At 47.7% G+C, this 16,982-nt stretch carries 13 protein-coding genes; 9 read left to right on the top strand and 4 right to left on the bottom strand.

The window, feature by feature from the left end:
• The first annotated feature begins 240 nt into the window (after positions 1 to 240).
• Positions 241 to 963, top strand: a complete 723-nt coding sequence (locus AB3N00_RS18155; RefSeq protein ID WP_413035818.1) for a collagen-like protein — start codon at positions 241 to 243, stop codon at positions 961 to 963.
• 705 nt (positions 964 to 1,668) lie between these two features.
• Here AB3N00_RS18155 and AB3N00_RS18150 read toward each other — a convergent pair.
• On the bottom strand, positions 1,669 to 2,418 hold the full coding sequence (locus AB3N00_RS18150) for an isoprenyl transferase (protein WP_413035817.1): 750 nt from the start codon (positions 2,416 to 2,418) through the stop codon (positions 1,669 to 1,671).
• A gap of 437 nt (positions 2,419 to 2,855) precedes the next feature.
• Here AB3N00_RS18150 and AB3N00_RS18145 point away from each other — a divergent pair, with 437 nt between their 5' ends.
• Positions 2,856 to 3,626 carry an SDR family NAD(P)-dependent oxidoreductase gene (locus AB3N00_RS18145; protein WP_413035816.1) on the top strand — a complete coding sequence of 257 codons (771 nt, stop codon included), beginning with the start codon at positions 2,856 to 2,858 and terminating at the stop codon, positions 3,624 to 3,626.
• 67 nt (positions 3,627 to 3,693) lie between these two features.
• On the opposite strand, the gene AB3N00_RS18140 is transcribed toward AB3N00_RS18145, so the two are convergent.
• Positions 3,694 to 4,338, bottom strand: a complete 645-nt coding sequence (locus AB3N00_RS18140; RefSeq protein ID WP_413035815.1) for a TetR/AcrR family transcriptional regulator C-terminal domain-containing protein — start codon at positions 4,336 to 4,338, stop codon at positions 3,694 to 3,696.
• A 165-nt stretch (positions 4,339 to 4,503) separates the two neighbouring features.
• Here AB3N00_RS18140 and AB3N00_RS18135 point away from each other — a divergent pair, with 165 nt between their 5' ends.
• From AB3N00_RS18135 to AB3N00_RS18125, 3 genes are all read left to right on the top strand, one after another.
• Positions 4,504 to 5,046 (top strand): CueP family metal-binding protein, encoded by a 543-nt coding sequence (locus AB3N00_RS18135; protein WP_413035814.1) that lies wholly within the window; start codon positions 4,504 to 4,506, stop codon positions 5,044 to 5,046.
• A 198-nt stretch (positions 5,047 to 5,244) separates the two neighbouring features.
• Positions 5,245 to 6,261, top strand: a complete 1,017-nt coding sequence (locus tag AB3N00_RS18130) for an ABC transporter substrate-binding protein (RefSeq protein WP_413035813.1) — start codon at positions 5,245 to 5,247, stop codon at positions 6,259 to 6,261.
• A complete protein-coding gene (locus AB3N00_RS18125; RefSeq protein WP_413035812.1) occupies positions 6,258 to 8,309 on the top strand; it encodes an iron ABC transporter permease in 2,052 nt (683 codons plus the stop codon). Before AB3N00_RS18130 ends, AB3N00_RS18125 begins: the two co-directional genes overlap by 4 nt.
• 189 nt (positions 8,310 to 8,498) lie before the next feature.
• Here the strand turns inward: AB3N00_RS18125 and AB3N00_RS18120 are convergent, their stop codons facing one another.
• A complete protein-coding gene (locus AB3N00_RS18120) occupies positions 8,499 to 9,671 on the bottom strand; it encodes an aminotransferase class I/II-fold pyridoxal phosphate-dependent enzyme (protein WP_413035811.1) in 1,173 nt (390 codons plus the stop codon).
• A 165-nt stretch (positions 9,672 to 9,836) separates the two neighbouring features.
• On the opposite strand from AB3N00_RS18120, the gene AB3N00_RS18115 reads away from it, so the two are divergent.
• The gene (locus AB3N00_RS18115) at positions 9,837 to 10,862 is read left to right on the top strand and encodes a hypothetical protein (protein WP_413035810.1); all 1,026 of its coding nucleotides are present in this window, start codon (positions 9,837 to 9,839) and stop codon (positions 10,860 to 10,862) included.
• Between the two features lie 78 nt (positions 10,863 to 10,940).
• Here AB3N00_RS18115 and AB3N00_RS18110 read toward each other — a convergent pair whose 3' ends face one another.
• A complete protein-coding gene (locus tag AB3N00_RS18110; RefSeq protein ID WP_413035809.1) occupies positions 10,941 to 13,226 on the bottom strand; it encodes a helix-turn-helix domain-containing protein in 2,286 nt (761 codons plus the stop codon).
• Between the two features lie 340 nt (positions 13,227 to 13,566).
• Here AB3N00_RS18110 and AB3N00_RS18105 point away from each other — a divergent pair, with 340 nt between their 5' ends.
• Genes AB3N00_RS18105 through AB3N00_RS18095 form a run of 3 tightly spaced genes read left to right on the top strand, consistent with a single transcriptional unit; the run spans position 13,567 to position 16,959 of the window.
• Complete coding sequence (locus tag AB3N00_RS18105) at positions 13,567 to 14,463, top strand: ABC transporter permease (RefSeq protein WP_336762262.1); 897 nt, start codon at positions 13,567 to 13,569, stop codon at positions 14,461 to 14,463.
• 13 nt (positions 14,464 to 14,476) lie between these two features.
• Positions 14,477 to 15,346: a carbohydrate ABC transporter permease gene (locus tag AB3N00_RS18100; protein ID WP_336762211.1), complete on the top strand. Its 870-nt coding sequence runs from the start codon at positions 14,477 to 14,479 to the stop codon at positions 15,344 to 15,346.
• 53 nt (positions 15,347 to 15,399) lie between these two features.
• Positions 15,400 to 16,959 (top strand): extracellular solute-binding protein, encoded by a 1,560-nt coding sequence (locus AB3N00_RS18095; protein WP_413035808.1) that lies wholly within the window; start codon positions 15,400 to 15,402, stop codon positions 16,957 to 16,959.
• Positions 16,960 to 16,982: the final 23 nt, after the last annotated feature.

Raw genomic sequence — 16,982 nt, 5'->3', positions numbered from 1 at the left:
GGGAGTTGGACAAAGAACAGCGGACGGATGAGATGTCTAGCAAAAGTTTAATATGGATATCTTTCTCATAATGGGCACTATGATTTTCTGAAATATAGTTAGTTGTCTATGCCTCCAGTGATTGTTACACATAGTATGTGGAGAAATATCACGGAGGTGAGTTGATTGATAAATCGTCATGGGAAACAAATTTGTAGACGTAAATTTAAAAAACATTTGCATTGTGGTGTTAAGGTAAAAGTGGTAAAGGTTAAACCTAAAGTTATTGTTAATGCACCGCAAGGTGCTCCAGGGATTCCTGGCCCACTAGGACCGATAGGTCCCAAAGGGGCGACAGGAGCTCAAGGGATACCGGGGCCGATCGGACCGCAAGGAATTCCTGGTATACAAGGACCAGTTGGTCCTGCTGGTGCGATCGGTGCGGTAGGTCCAGCAGGCCCCGTAGGTGCGGTAGGCCCAGCTGGCCCCGCAGGTGCAGTAGGCCCTGCTGGCCCTGCAGGTGCAGTAGGCCCAGCCGGTCCAGCTGGAGCAACAGGGCCTGCCGGTCCAGCAGGGGCTGGAATATCCGACTTCCTTAGTGTTTTTCGGGCAGATCCCGGCACAGGTACTGACACAGTTCCAGGAAACGCACCAATAACTTTAACTGGTGTTTTGGCTAATGCGGGTGGTGCCTTTACCTTCGTGCCGCCATCTTCGACGATAACCATTAATGAGACAGGAAGTTACTTTATCTCTTTTTCCATTCATAATCAGGGCAATGCTGATTTCAACCTTACCGTGAATGGAACCCCCATTACACCAGTGCCATTCACGGGTAATGGAGGAGGACCCATATCTGCAGAAGTTATTATTACAGTGACAACAGTTCCAACAACGATCCAGCTGGTAAATGCGAATGCAACTCCTGTACAGTTGCATAACAATTTAAATACCACTGTGACAATTTTAAAACTGACTCCTTAATTCCGATTCTCAATATAGCTTATGTCCGTATAAAAATAAAAGTTTATGCCTTTTATCCAGTCAATAAGTCTATTTATTCAGAATGGTAGTCTGAATTATTGGGGGCTGGAGAGCAGCGGGACGATGAAACTAAAGGACTTCGCCGCTGCTCTCTCCCTTTCCGAAGCCAAGCTCCGAAAGTCTGGGTAAGAGAATCAAGTACTGGTAGCTACCCAAAGGTATCAGGTCACTAAGATTACGACCGTTATTATGTTCAAACTGGACAAGATACTTAAGCAAGAGGGAGCTCTGGTAAAAACATGAGCAGTATCGATTCAGTCGATGAAGAAGCATTGAAGCAACATGGGTAATTGAAACATGAGCCAAGAAGGACAAGCCTCGATAAACTTGGAGCAGATATGCCCGGAAGGGGTCAACTTGGACAATATTCTCAAGAACAGTTGAGTATCCCGAGATTACTTTTAAAGGTGAGAAAGATACCACAGGATATGGTGAAAAGTTTGAAAATGTGACCGTGAATATCGTCCGACGACTGCAAAGGAATAAGCAGATGCTTGGAAGCCTCGGCGGGACGATGAAGTGAACCGGGAGAGGGCATGAACCACACCAAAGCGATGCAGCCAAGTACCGTTCTCCCCTAAATCAAGCCATGGCTAATGGCTCATCTGAGCTCATGATCGATTGGATGAAATAGGAGTACTTACACTAAGCTTCTAATGCTCGTTGTTTGCGTTCTTGATAGTCAAGGATAGCTGCATACAACAGTTGCTCGTTAAAGTCTGGCCACATCACATCCGTAAACCACAACTCAGCGTAGGCAGCCTGCCATAACAAAAAGTTGCTTAAACGTTTCTCTCCACTTGTTCGGATCAGCAAATCGGGGGCAGGATTTTGACCTGTGTATAGAAACTTTTCAAATTCGGCTTCTGAGATTTCCGAGACATCATTGTATTCTTCGACACACAGTTTGATGGCTTGAACAATATCGCTTTTCCCGCCATAGTTCATGGCGAAGTAAACGGTCATTCCGCTATTGGCCTGGGTTAAATTAACCACTTTACGCATGGCTTCCTGTGTATCAAGGGGGAACTTGGATATATCGCCAATGAAATCGACCTTGATATTATTTTGATTCAATTCGAGAACGGTAGCATCCTCTACAAATTCAATGACCAGATTAATGATATAGTCAACTTCCTCTTTGGGTCTTTTCCAATTTTCCGTTGAAAATGCATAAAGGGTGAGAGAGGCGATTCCGTTTCGATGGCACATGCTGATCGTTTCACGCATCGTCTGCATGCCCGCATAATGCCCGGCACTTCGGGGGAGTCCTCGTCTCGTGGCCCAGCGCCCATTTCCATCCATCATAATTGCAACATGTTTAGGGAGGTAACCATTCCAGTCAATGGTTTTCCTGATATCATGATCTTCTTTATGTACACGGAGCCATTTCAATGTATATTCCTCCTACATGATCCGCTTGGTGAACAGGTTCAGTATGGCTGGATGTAATAAATCTGATGTTCCCCACGGTTTCCAGAATTTATAATGATTATATAGGAATGGATTGGAAGTTTAAACGAAAATCGTTAGAAAGGAATATGCCTGTATGCCCAAATGGACTTCGTCAAATTCGATGATGGGAAAATGACCGATCCCATTGCAGGTTATTGACAATACTCGTAGATTGGATGTCAAAACAACATATCTCGTCCATATTGTGGATTATCAATCAGGAAGTAAACAGATCCCTATCTATCTATTAGTTATCCCACAAAAGCCTGTCCATTTGCTGATTGAAAGAGCTTTCATTTCATCCGTATACTAAAGGTGTCAACGAGTTGGATGCCTTCATTAGGCGTTCATCTTCAAATAGGAAAGGATGATATGAAATGGGCAGATTAACTGGAAAAGTTGCAATTATAACAGGTGCAGCGAGCGGCATGGGATTGGCAGGGGCTCAATTGTTTGCCAGAGAAGGGGCTAAGGTTGTCGCTACTGATGTGGCTATTGAAGCTCTGGAAGAGCAGGTGCAGCACATCGTGGCAAGTGGCGGAGAAGCCATCGCGCTTAAGCTGGATGTGTCGAGTCCCGAGTCGTGGAACGCTGTTGTGAAAGAAACAGCAGCGAAATACGGAAAAATAGATATTTTGGTCAACAATGCCGGAATTCACATAGCCAAGGGGATTTTGGAGGCAGAGCTGGAAGATTGGGAGAAAGTCATGTCCATAAATGGCACAGGGGTATGGCTAGGTATGAAAGCAGTTATTCCATACATGCAACAGAATGGACAAGGCTCTATTGTTAATACATCATCCATCGCTGCAATTATTGGCGGAATTGCAGACGCGCAAGGCGCAGCCTATAGTGCTTCCAAAGGCTCCGTACGTTCACTGACCAAACATGGTGCACAGTGGTTTGCGAAAGACAACATACGGGTTAACTCTGTACATCCAGGTGCTGTATTTACCGGCATGGTAGAAAAAGCAGGCATCAAGTCACAAGTGGAGATGGGTGAGCATTACAAAAATCTCGCGCCTTTGCCTCCGCATGCCGGAGAATCCATGGATATCGCCTATGCCTATCTGTTCCTGGCTTCAGATGAATCGAAATTTATTACAGGCGTTGAGCTCCCTGTCGATGGCGGCTGGATTAGCAACTAGACAATATGATAATACGGCAGCTATTCGGAGGTACCACTCTCATGTTGAATGAGAGCTGGTACCTCTTTTATATGGGCAAGCCTGGTTTATGACCATGGGCCGGGGCCAGATTCGAGCGATAAACCTCATTCGAGCGATTCATACGAGTAAATTCCAATAGCTGCTCTGCCATGTAAGTGGAACTGTATTTGAAGTTGCTCTGTACCCAGCCCGTAATAAGACCCAGAACGGCATTAGCCTGATAGCAGGCAAGGAGTTCCTTGTCGATCCTGGGATCCGGAGATATATCCGTTACATCCTGCAGGTACAGGGTAATGAGCGTTTCATAGAGAGTGTCCCGAAATCCCATAGGCATATGGGAATGAACAAGCAAGGTATAAAAGCTGGAATTGACAAGAACATGGTCGAAGATTTTGATGGCCGAAGCGTTCAAATCCTTGATCTCAAAATCATGGTAATGCTCATAAGGAGCTCGGTAGGCGGCTATCAGGTCATTGATCACATCGGTCAAAATCTCACGCAGCAAGTCTTCTTTGTATATATAATGTTTGTAAAATGTACTGCGATTCAAATCGGCCGATTTGACAATATCGGTGATGGTAATGCTCTCCAGCGGTTTGCGTGACATCCATTCCAGCAAGGAACCCTTCAGCGCCTGTTTGGATTTGTAAATTCTTCGATCTGTGTCGGATTCGGAAGCTAATTTATGCATATACACACCCTCCTTTGCTTATCAATAATACTTTTAATATGATGCTGATTTTTTTATGCCACAATACAAATATGTGAATATCTGGTGACTTTGATGGTGTATATAGCCCATGGCGTGGCATTCTCCATTATAATAAACCAAAATGGACGAGGAGATGAACTCCAGTTGAGAAAAGGAATGCTTATTGTTGCCTTATTTATTATAGTGGTTGGCTTAGGAATATATCTGATTGCTGACAATGTGCTAACCAAAGAAGCAGGTCCTCCTGGATCAACCAATGTCAAGGAGTTGGTATACGATATCAGTACGGGCAAAGTCGAGACAAAATCGGCCTCGATTAATGCTACCCAGTTGGTTGTGACCGGGAAGGATAACCAAACAACAACTTATGATCTGCCTGAGGAGGAGTTCTTTCTGTCGATTGCACCCTACGTGGAGCAGACGCATCCCTGTGCCATTCATAGCCTGACCGGTTGTCAGGGTGAGATGAAGAACGAGGAGTTCCAAGTCACGCTCCATGATTCCGAAGGCAATACCTATATGAAGGATGAACCGATGAAGACCGGAAAGAACGGATTTATGGACCTGTGGGTACCGAGGAACCGGACATACCTGATTCGGGTCGTACATGATGGGAAGGTCGCAGAATCTCAGCTTTCGACATATGAACAGGATGATACGTGCATTACTACGATGGAACTGAAATAGCTGGTTTAAGAAGAGTCCAGGGAAGAACCTGGGCTCTTTTTTTTGGTTCACCATGATTGCTGCCCAAGGATAGAATGAAATGTCGACGCATTATCGCTTTTTCATTGACAAAATGTGATTTCTGTCGCATAATCCAAAAAGTATGATAATGATAATTATTATCAGATTAATACATACAAACAGGGGAGATTACAGTACATGAAAAAAAGCTTGAACGGACTTCTATTATTGTTGGTTTTTGCTCTTACATTAGCAGGATGCGGTTCTGCAAGCACTACTTCGAACGGATCAGCTTCGGATGCAGGTGAGGGTACTGCTTCTGACAACACGCAGACGGAAGCTGCTTCCGGCCCTGTGACCGTTAAGCACAAACGTGGAGAACTTACACTGGACAAGCCGGCTGAGCGCGTGGTGACACTGGAATGGACATATACCGAAGATGTGGTTGCACTGGGCGTTCAACCCGTAGGTAATGCAGACAATGCAAACTATAAAGTCTATGTAACATCTGAAGCAGCGCTGGATGACAGCGTGACAGATATTGGAACTCGCAGTGAGCCGAATCTGGAAGCTATTGCTGCATTGAAGCCAGATCTCATCATTGCCAATGCCGATAACAATAATGCGGTCTACGATCAGCTTAATGCAATTGCACCAACGATGGAATTCGATCCTTACGATGGCGACGGCTATAATTATGACAAGATGACTGAGATTTTTAATAACATCGCAATTGCCCTTGGCAAAGAGGAAAAAGCGAAGCAAGTACTGGATGAACTTGATCAGCATTATGTAGAAGCCAAAGAAAAACTGGCAGCTGCAGGTAAAGAAGATTTTCACTTTGCTCTGACACAAGCATTTACGTATCAAAATGCGGCTAGTCTGCGCATGTTCACCGATAATTCCGTCGTTATCGGCACACTGGACAAAATCGGTTTAGTTAACGATTGGCAGCCCGAAAAGCTGGAAGGATACGGTTTCTCCACAGTGGGGATTGAATCCTTATCCGATGTACAGGACAGCAACTTCATTTATATTACACAGCCGGACGATGACGTTTTTGGCACAGCAATGAAAGATAACTCGGTTTGGAACGGATTGAATTTTGTAAAGGAAAACCGCATATATCAACTGGATAGCACAACATGGACATTTGGTGGACCGATTTCCTCCAAAGTGTTGGTTGATGGGGTTGTAGAGGCGATTACCAAATGAGTTCGATTCAGGGAACTAGGCCAGCTATCAACTGGCGCACAATAAGCATATATGGGGGCGGTTTATCCGCTCTCATCGTGCTTTTTTTTGTAAGCCTTTGTTATGGAGAGGCAGCGATTCCATTACATACCGTCTGGGATGCACTAACGGGAAGACAGGATACATTAGAGCACAATATGATCTGGGATTTGCGAATGCCACGTACGGTTATCGGTATTATCGCAGGAGGCGCACTAGCTGTTGCAGGGGCACTGCTGCAAACGATTACCCGTAATCCACTGGCTGCGTCAGACACGCTGGGCATTAATGCAGGAGCCTACTTTATCGTAGTGCTGGGAACTATTCTCTTCCCGGGCTTGCTGAGTCAATCTCCTTTTTTATTTGCAGCTCTAGGTGGTTTGCTGGCGGCATTCGCAGCTTATTTTATGGGCGGCGGAAGGAGATCAAGTCCGGTTCGACTGGCGTTGTCGGGTATGATTATATCAATGGTGCTTGGTTCCTTTACAAGCGCACTGCATATTTTCTTCTCCATGGAGACGCAGGGACTGTTTCTATGGGGTTCCGGAACACTCGTCCAGAATGACTGGAGCGGTGTAGCTTATGCTTGGCCTTGGGTGGTCGGCATAACCATTCTGGCGCTAATTTTGTCCAGACAGTGGGATATGCTGGAGCTGGATGAATCAACGGCGTCTTCATTGGGGCAAAAGGTTGGACTCGCTCGTGCTGGCGGTTTGATCATCGCTGTTTTACTGGCTGCGGTGATCGTCAGCGTAATTGGACCCATCGGCTTCGTGGGATTGGTAGCACCCCATCTGGTCCGATTGAGTGGAGTACGTTCCAACCGGTTACTGTTACCTGGTGTTTTTATCTGGGGAGCGGCTCTCCTAGTTGGTGCTGACGTACTCGCCAAGATGGTACATAACTCCAGCATGGAGCTGCCGACAGGGGCCGTAATGGCGATCATCGGTGCGCCGTGGCTGATCTGGCTTGTTCTCACGCGAATGAAGGCATCAAACGGGTCAGGCATGTCATCTTCAATGAGCACAGGAGCGCCTTCACGTCGCTTTGCATTCGGCCCGATGGCCGTATTATTTTCGGTTATAACTGTAGCACTAATTTTGCTTAGTACAATGTTTGGTGGAATGCGAATTCCACTGGCTGATCTGCTGCCGAGTCTATTCCGATCGGATGGACTGTTCTCCGGGATCGTTCAGCTTCGGATTCCGCGTACGCTTGTTGCCGCAGGCGCCGGGGCAGCACTGGCGATCAGTGGTGTTCTTATTCAGATGGCAGTACGGAATCCGCTGGCCGATGCTTCAATCGTCGGAGTGTCCTCTGGCGCAGGGCTTGGAGCGATGATGGTCATCATTTTGTGGCCGGGTCTACCAATTTATCTGCTGCCGATAGCGGCAATCATCGGAGCAGCCGTTGCTGCAATAATTGTATTCTCCCTTTCATGGAAGAAAGGGCTAAACCCTTCTGCGGTTGTTTTGCTGGGGATCGCGATGTCCGCTATCGCTGGAGCAGGTATTCAGATCCTGATTGTACGTGGTGCGGTATACGGCAGCAGCGGATATATCTGGCTGACCGGAAGTACCTATGCCCGTACCTGGGAACAAGTGAAGACTATCGGTATATTCCTAGTTATTCTGGTTCCAGTGGCCTGGTGGCTGGCTCGCAGATTCGAACTGTTGGTATTCGACGACAATAGTGCCTCAGGACTTGGACTGGGTGTACGCCGTACACGATTACTGGCCATGACCACAGGTGTGCTGCTCGCAGCAGGTGCAGTCGCTTGTGTCGGTACAGTCGGGTTCATCGGTCTGATTGCACCACATATGGTGCGGCTGCTGACAGGACACAAGTTGAGAAGATCGATGTTTTTGTCCGCACTCGCCGGAGCAGTTATGCTGGTGCTGGCTGATACGATCGGCAGAACAGTCATGGCGCCGACAGAGATTCCATCAGGAATCCTGATTGCACTCATTGGAACGCCATACTTCCTCTATTTAATGTACCGTTCCAACTGGCGGAAGTCGATAAAGTAAAAGTGCGCTTCAAAAATATCACATATGATTTGGAATAAAAGAGCCCGCTTATGCAGCGGGCTTTTTAACGTATATTCTCATTTATTTATATGGTGGATGAATATCTGGATGAGGATAATGACCCGGGTTTTCGCATGAGAGCAAAAAGCACCACTTCCCGAATAAGGAAATGGTGCTTTTTGCTGTCGATTAATTCGGTACCAGTATGCCGCTGTCTTCCACGGATTGAAGTGCCTGTTCCAATTGGTCCCGATCCTGGACCAGCGCGAGCCGGACATATCCTTCACCCGAAGGGCCAAATGCACTTCCAGGCGTCACGATGACGCCCGTCCGGCTGACCAGATCCATGGCAAATTGCTCGGAACTGTCATAATGAGCGGGAATTCGTGTCCAGATAAACATCGTGGCATCAGGCTTCGTTATATCCCATCCGAGTCTGCTGAATCCTTCGCACAGAATGTCCCGCCGTTCCTCATAGATGGCCCGCACCCGTTCAACATCACTCTGATCACCTGTAATGGCAGCAATCGCTGCCTTCTGAATCGGGAGGAACATGCCGTAATCCATGTTGGATTTCAGCTTTTTCAACATGGATACTATCGCTGCGTTGCCCATGCAAAATCCGATTCGAGCCCCGGCGAGCCCATAGGTTTTGGACAGAGAGTTGAATTCAACACCGACGTCCATGGCACCAGGAAAGGCAAGAAAACTTCCGCATGATTTCCCGTCGAACACGAGCTCACTGTACGCATTGTCATGGAGGACGATGATATCATGTTTTTTGGCAAATGCGATCAGGTCCAGGTAGAACTGCTCCGGTGCCATTGCTGTTGTTGGGTTGTTGGGATAGGAGACCAGCATGAATTTGGCTCTCTGCGCTATATCCTCGGGTATCTCTTCCAGCTGAATGACATAATGATGTTCTTCCTTTTGAGGCATGTAATACAGCTCTGCTCCCGCCAGAAGCGGCCCATCCGCGAAAACCGGATAACAGGGATCCGGAACAAGAACAAGATCGCCTTCATCCACGATGGATAATGAGATATGTGCCAGACCCTCTTGTGAGCCAAGCAGGGAGCATACTTCGGTTTGGGGGTCCAGATCGACCTCGTACCTGCGCTGGTACCACTCACTGACAGCCTTCAGCAGCTCACTCTGGTCATTGATGGCATACGTATAATTTTGTACATCTGCTGCTGCCTCACATAAAGCCTGAATAATATGTTGCGCTGGCGGGGTGTTGGGTGCGCCTACGCTAAGATCGATGACGCCCAATCCCTGTTCCAGACGTTGTCTCTTAATTTCAGATAATCGAGTAAATATGCCTTCATTAAAATGGTTCATTCGTTTGGCAAATTGCATGCTGCGTATCCTCCAGTCTGTTCAAACGCTTATATCTATAATAGATGGACGAGGAGCAAATGAGAAGTGACGCTGACAAACTCTGTTTATACAGATTAAATCGCACTTCTCAAGTCAGTCTTCTTCATTTACAATTACAGGAAAACCGGATGGAGGGGATCTGAAATGAGTGAACCTTGGACTGCATCGATGAGCGGCGTTCCCTGGAACGCAGAGAAAATGGACAATGCGGTGAAGCAGCTGCGGAATCGGGCTACCGTTTCTTTTGTAGTCGGAGCAGATGGAATGGAAGATGTAGTGGACTTGGACGAGCGAGTGTTTTCCAAACGCCCTGACTTGATTCTGAAAATATCCAATGCAGAAGAAAAGGGGCATTACACGGAAGACTTTTTAAAGACACTTGCGGGACTGAAGCATGTTAAAGCTTTGCAGCTGGATTTAAAACAGAAACAGGATTTGAATGTGCTGGGCGCACTGCAGCGAATGGAATTTCTGAATATACGAGCACCCAAAACGCTAAACCTGGAGTTTATCCGAAATTACAAAGATCTTCAATACCTCGCTCTCAGCGGCAAATTTGATGATTTATCCCCCATTGAGGACTGCATTCGGCTGAATGCGCTGGTGCTAAATTGCAACATCGAAACGCTGAACTTTGTTGTGGAACTGCCGTTCATCGAATACCTGGCCATCGATAGTTGTGCATTAAATGGACCACTGGATGTGCTCGCTGACTCAAACATCCGCATGCTGAGATTGTCGTCTGTACGGAACCTGACCGATATTGATGAACTCAGAGCATTACATTATTTGGCCTTTCTGCACCTGTCACTGCCCAAAGTCGAGCGTCTGTGCGACTTTTCAAGTATGCAGAACCTGCGTCAGCTGGAATTGGATTTTATGAAATCATTACAGGAGATCGACAACCTGTGGACTGCGGAACAACTAGAGGTGCTGGAACTCAAGGAGATACATACAGGGATTAAGGCGGAAAACTTTTCGGGTTTATTAAAAATGGATTCTCTGAAGCAGATTGATTTTCGCTTCATCGATCACGGCAAAGGCCGTATTGCTGCCATGCGCAAACACATGATTGATGCGGGAAAAGAATATCTTCTCTATGAGAATATCCCTGAAGAACAACGGATCCCCTCCATGGCTCATGTGCATCTTTCCAAATTTCTGATGTAGGAAAATAATGAACAAGCCCGCTGTCTGAGCGGGCTTTTGTGTGTTGAGCACCATCCAGCTTCTCCTTCTAGCGCTTGATTAGCCATGACCGGAGGAGAGGAACGGGTCATCACCCGCATGACGCTTGCGGTATTCTCCGGGAGTCAGCCCGTATCTACGCTTGAACATGCGGATGAACGAGTTTGCATTTTGATAACCGACCTGTATGGCGATGTCCTGAATCCGCAGATCTACATTCACAAGCAGCTCCTTGGCCCGTTCAACCCGCAGATTATTCAGATACTCGCTGAAGTTGATGTTGGTCTTTTCCTTAAAAATACTGGAGAGGTATCCTGGGGTTAAATTCAACTTGTCGGCGACGATATTCAAATTAATATCTTCCCCATAGTGATGATCCAAATAGTCCATCACAAAGCTGATGACCGGATCGCGCGTTTCCGACTGACTGCGGACTGCCGCTAGTACTGGTTGAACGAGCCCACGAAGCCATTGCCTGTACTGCTGCACGGAGTGAAAACCCGCAAATGGCTCACCCAGTGGAGAAGGATGAAGGTCAGAGCCGATGGGACTCAAATTCAGCTTCATCACGGTTTTGCCGATTTGTTCCACTGCACCAAGAGCAAAGGTGCGGAAGTCCTCTGCGGCCGCATCCTTGTGCTGCAGCTGTTCCAGCTGGCGATCCACCCAAGCGAAAACGGCCTCCTCATTACCTGATTGCAGCAGATTGTGCAGCTCCTCCCCATAGGTTACCTTCACATGGAAGGCATTGGAGGAGGAAGCGCGCGGCTCTACAATAACCTGCGTTTCCCCATTCAGTCTCCGCTCTTTCAACAGGATGGACAGATTGCTGTACGCATCGGTAAACGGGATTTCTCCGGAATATACTGGACTCACTGCGATGGTCAGGTAGAGGGATTCTTCGGTAGCGAGCAATTCCTTCAGTGTATCCAGCGCCTGTAGTAAACCGCTCTGCGGACCGGGATCAAACATGAGCAGTAACAGCTGATCCTGCTCGGGCTGAAGGGCAACACTGTTGTTTTGGCTGCTGCTGAACAGGCTCTGAATTAGCTTCCATAATAACAGGGTATGCTGCCCGAATTCATCTGGCAGGGATTTGAAGCCAACCTTAAACAAAATGGAGACATAGGGCTGCTCGGGTTGCCGGACATCCTCAAGCTCTGCCAGGTAGGAGCTGAGCGGGATATTTTTCACTTTATGGGTATAAGCATACTGGCGTATAAGAGAGTTCTTCTGCGCAAGATCGCTTTGAATGTAGCGGTTATTCTCCAGAATAGAGCTTAAACGGTCACCGATCATGGCGAATTCCTTTACACTGCTCAACTTGTCTGGCCCGCTGCCGGAATCTCGGTCAAGAGCGGCAATGAGGCGCTGAAGCGGCTGATTTAATCGCAGGCTGAAAAACAGGGACGAGAGCACGCTGATCAGTACAGCGGCTCCGAGCAGGAGCGCCAGCAGCAGCTGCATGCCGCGTATTTCCGCGCCAATTACCGCGGCCTGGGTTACCTGAACATAGGTAAACCCGGTTTGCTTGCCTTTTTCATAGAAGTAATACTGATCTCCAATGCGTTCATATCTGCCTCCGTCTGCAGGAAGCCGTGGATTTTGCACGTTCCCTTCTACCGTGGTGAACAGCAGGCGCCCCTCGTTGTCCAGAATGTAGAACGGATTATTACCGGCATCGCCATAAGTGTCCTGCATACGCTGGGGATTCAGCATAACAATGCCGTACACGTCCTCGTAAGGAATAGCTTTCATCATGACCGGCATCAGTTGCCCGAGGGAGCGGGAAGAATGAACAGTGTTTTCCGTAAAAGCTGCGACAGGCATTACTTTGAGGAACTGATTGTTCATGGTTTGAGTTTTCCAGTAGTCCGGTGGATATTCCTTACTGTAATAATATTTGCCGAACATATCACTGGCACTGCTGAGACCTTCCTTCTCCAGTACATAGTCTTCTTGCTTGAAATAGAGGATGAAATTGTCGATATGCAAAAAAGGATTGGCATACAGGGTGGAGAGGTCCGATTTGACCTCTGTGGGAACATCGTAACGGCGATTCTCCTTAATGTGGCTCAAAATGCCCAAATTGGCTGTCCAGGTGTCCGATTGAGTGAGGGCCAGAATCATGTTCTGGGTCAGCCGAAAGTGATTCTCATACCCTTCGACGGTCTGTGCAAGGCCCAGTTCATTTTGTCTGACCATCTCCTGGTAAACTTTGTTGCTCAAGTACAGATGGGAGAACAAATTAAATGAAGCCAAAATCAGGATGACACTGAGAAAGCTCAGCATTAGCTTGGCAAACAGGCCATTCAGCGCGAATTTGCTTGTAAGCAGTCCCTTCATCATGACATTCCCCCTTGGATACAGCCGAAAATCGTTTGGTCTAATCCTATCATAGCGGCATAAAGCTGACACAAACAATATGCACTTTTACTGATTTATACGCGGATATCTGGAAAATAGGTATATAGGCGAAAAGTTATATAACATGTAGATAGCGCTTTCTTTAGATTAATCAGTATAATTCGGAGACAAACCCGGGAATTTCAGGGGAAGTTATCTAACATTCAAGTCGATTTTCAATCATCACTAATAAAGAGGGGGCATGCTGATGGCTGATGCTGGCTTAATGCAAGACAAACTGCGAAAGATAGTGAACCATCCACCTCGGCGGAAGGCGCGGATGGTCCGAATCTGGAACAAGAACAAGGCGCTATGGCTGCTCTTCCTGCCATGCCTCCTGTATTATTTGATCTTCCGCTATGCGCCGATGTTTGGGCTGGTCATCACCTTCAAGGATTACAATTTGTTCAAAGGAATTTGGGCCAGTGACTGGGTGGGGTTCAAATATTATCGGATGTTTCTGGAGAATCCCGATTTTTGGCCCCTGATGAAGAATACGTTTCTGCTGGGACTATATAAGCTGGTGTTCGGCTTCCCGGCCCCGATCCTGCTCGCGATTCTGCTGAATGAGGTGCGCAGGGCTGCATTCAAGCGTTTTGTGCAAACGGTTAGTTATCTGCCGCATTTCATCTCGAATGTGATTGTGGTAAGTATGGTGATTATGTTCCTGTCTCCGACCGGAGGACTGATTAACAATCTGCTGTCAGGGATCGGTATTGGACCCATCAATTTTATGAATGAGCCAGGATTGTTTCGTGGCATCTATGTTCTGTCGGAAATCTGGCAGCATATCGGCTGGGAGACCATTATTTATCTGGCCGCACTGACGACCATTGACCCGCAGCTGTATGAGGCCGCTGATATGGACGGAGCAAGCCGATTACGCAAAATCTGGCATGTCACGTTGCCCGGCATATCCCCTGCAATTGTCATAACGCTGATTTTGAATATCGGGAAGGTGCTTGAGATAGGTTTCGAGAAGGTCTTTCTGATGCAGAATCCGGCAATCTACGATACGGCGGATATTATTAGCACATATGTCTACAGGGTGGGCATGGTACAGGGGAACTTCAGCTATGGTGCATCCATTGATTTGTTCATGGGAGTCATCAGCCTGATTTTCATCTATACGGCCAACTGGCTCAGCCGCCGATTAAGCGAGACCAGTCTATGGTAGAAAGAGGTGTGGCGTGAGATCATTCCAATTTTCCTGGTTTAACGTTGTGGCATCCCTGATCCTGCTGCTGGTTGTGGTGGTCACACTCTATCCTTTCCTTCATATGCTGGCCGTCTCCCTCAGCAGCAACGTGAACGTCATTCAAAACAATATTTCCTTCTGGCCCAAGGGCTTCAATCTGAGCATGTATAAACTGGTGCTGGGAGATCCGCAGATCTGGACGGCTTACCGGAATACGATCCTTTACACTGTGCTTGGCACACTGATCTCGCTGGTGGTCACCTCGACGGGAGCCTACGCGTTGTCCAGAAAAGACATGGCACTGCGCAATAGCTTCACCGTGCTGATTGTCATTACGATGTTCTTCAGCGGGGGGATGATTCCAACCTTCCTGGTGGTCCGTTCCCTGAATCTGGTGGACACCATCTGGGGAATGGTTCTTCCAGGGGCAGTCAGCACCTGGAACCTGATTCTGATGCGCACGTTTTTCTCAGGCATCCCCAAAGAGCTGGAGGAATCGGGCCGTATGGACGGCCTGAATGATATCGGCATCTTCATTCGGATTGTCGTTCCGCTGTCCAAGGCGTCCTTCGCCACCATAGCCTTGTTCTATGCCGTGGGCATGTGGAATAACTTTATTTTCCCGCTGCTCTATCTAAGGTCTCCCGATTTGTTCCCGCTGCAGGTACTGCTGCGTAATCTGGTGCTTGCCGGCACGGCAAGCTCAGGCGACGTAACGTCCATTGGTGGAGATAACCTGGTGGTGGAGGAATCGCTCAAATATGCGACCATCATGGTCTCCACCCTGCCGATTCTGGTCATCTATCCGTTTGTACAGAAGTATTTCGTTAAGGGTGCCATGGTCGGAGCGGTCAAAGGCTAGATTTGGAAAACAAAGCAATTCAACGTAAATTCGGAATTAAGGGAGAGAAGCTTATGCGCAAATGGAAATCGGTAATACTTCCCCTGCTGGTTGCAGTAACAATGATAGCGGGGTGCAGTGGAGGTGGCAGCGGTTCCGGCTCGCAGACGGATGCGCAGGGGGAGGGCGGCGTAACGGATAACTCCAAGGGAACGGGAAAGACTTTTACGGCGCTGCTGGATAACAATGCCACGTTCCCTTATTCCAAGAGCTGGCCCATTTGGAACTGGCTGAAGGAAAAGACCGGCGTCACGCTTGAAGTACAGACGCCTTCCGGCAAGCTGGAAGAGAGCTTGAATCTGGCGATTGCCTCCAAAACGCTGCCTGATCTGATGTATATGCCCAACCGCAAGGAATCCAATAAGTTTGGACAGCAGGGTGCGCTGGTGGATTTAATGGAGCACATGAACAACATGCCGAATCTTCAAGCATGGATGAAACAATATCCAGAGGAAGCGAAGGCCGCACTCTCCGCCGATGGCAAGATGTATATGTTCCCCAATCAGGGGTTCGGCGAGACGAACCGCATGATCTGGATGTACCGCAAGGATGTGTTCGACAAGGAAGGCATTCAGGTTCCTACGACCTACGAAGAGCTGCATGCGGCCCTGAAGACGCTGAAAGAGAAATACCCGGACAGTTACCCTCTCTCCATCCGATACGGGCAGATCCCGGATGAGATGAATGCGAATATGACGGTGAACTACGGAACCGGTGAGGGTGCCTACTATGATTTTGACCAGAAAGAATGGCGTTATGGACCGACCGAAGACAACTATAAAACGATGGTGGGGATGTGGAAAAGTTTCTATGACGAAGGATTGGTTCCGCCCGACTTTTTATCTCTGCAAACCAAGCAGTGGCAGGATATGGTCTCTACAGGCAAATCATTCGTGACCATCGATTATATCAGCCGGATTGATTTCTTTAACAATGCTATGCAGCAGGAGAACCCTGAGTACGACATGCAGTTCATGGCACCTCCGGCCGGCATTTCCGGCGGCAAACAGCTGAATCCGTATTTTCATTATATGGAAGGCGGGTTGACGGTAGCTTCCACCTCCAAGAACATTGACGATGTCGTGAAGTACATGGACTTTTTCTATTCCGAGGAAGGGCGTACGCTCAGCAGTTGGGGCATAGAGGGCGAGACCTACGTAAAGGAAGGAGATGCGATCAAGTTCAAGCCGGAGTATAACGATGTCATTGAAATGCGCAAGCAGACGGGACTTCAGACCAGCGGCACCTATACCTGGATTGATTTTAATGCCCATTTGTCGCTGTTCTCGGATGATCTGAAGCATGCTTATGAAGAAGCAGTGAAGTATGATCCTTCTTCCATGCAGCCAAGACCTGCGTTTACAGAGGCGGAAAATGAAATTATATCCATTACCGGGCAGGCGATCAAAAAGCACCGCGATGAGAGCTTTGCCAAATTCGTGACTGGCTCTCGAAGTCTGGCGGATTGGGAGAAGTATGTAGAGGAAATTAACAATCTTGGCGTAGATCAGCTGCTGAGCACCTATAAGGAAGCGTATGACCGTGTTCTGAATATTCAGTTGAGCGCAAAATAGAGCGAATGTACGGCACAGCAATC

The sequence above is a fragment of the Paenibacillus xylanilyticus genome (assembly GCF_047246825.1).
Taxonomy (GTDB): domain Bacteria; phylum Bacillota; class Bacilli; order Paenibacillales; family Paenibacillaceae; genus Paenibacillus; species Paenibacillus xylanilyticus_B.
The sequence above is the reverse complement of the archived record's forward strand: the minus strand, read 5'-3'. Positions and strand labels throughout refer to the sequence as shown.

Coding starts and splice junctions, on each gene's coding strand:
- AB3N00_RS18140 (WP_413035815.1), bottom strand. CDS start 4,338: ATGCATAAATTAGCTTCCGAATCCGACACAGATCGAAGAATTTACAAA.
- AB3N00_RS18105 (WP_336762262.1), top strand. CDS start 13,567: ATGGTCCGAATCTGGAACAAGAACAAGGCGCTATGGCTGCTCTTCCTG.
- AB3N00_RS18145 (WP_413035816.1), top strand. CDS start 2,856: ATGGGCAGATTAACTGGAAAAGTTGCAATTATAACAGGTGCAGCGAGC.
- AB3N00_RS18110 (WP_413035809.1), bottom strand. CDS start 13,226: ATGAAGGGACTGCTTACAAGCAAATTCGCGCTGAATGGCCTGTTTGCC.
- AB3N00_RS18095 (WP_413035808.1), top strand. CDS start 15,400: ATGCGCAAATGGAAATCGGTAATACTTCCCCTGCTGGTTGCAGTAACA.
- AB3N00_RS18120 (WP_413035811.1), bottom strand. CDS start 9,671: ATGCAATTTGCCAAACGAATGAACCATTTTAATGAAGGCATATTTACT.
- AB3N00_RS18115 (WP_413035810.1), top strand. CDS start 9,837: ATGAGTGAACCTTGGACTGCATCGATGAGCGGCGTTCCCTGGAACGCA.
- AB3N00_RS18125 (WP_413035812.1), top strand. CDS start 6,258: ATGAGTTCGATTCAGGGAACTAGGCCAGCTATCAACTGGCGCACAATA.
- AB3N00_RS18130 (WP_413035813.1), top strand. CDS start 5,245: ATGAAAAAAAGCTTGAACGGACTTCTATTATTGTTGGTTTTTGCTCTT.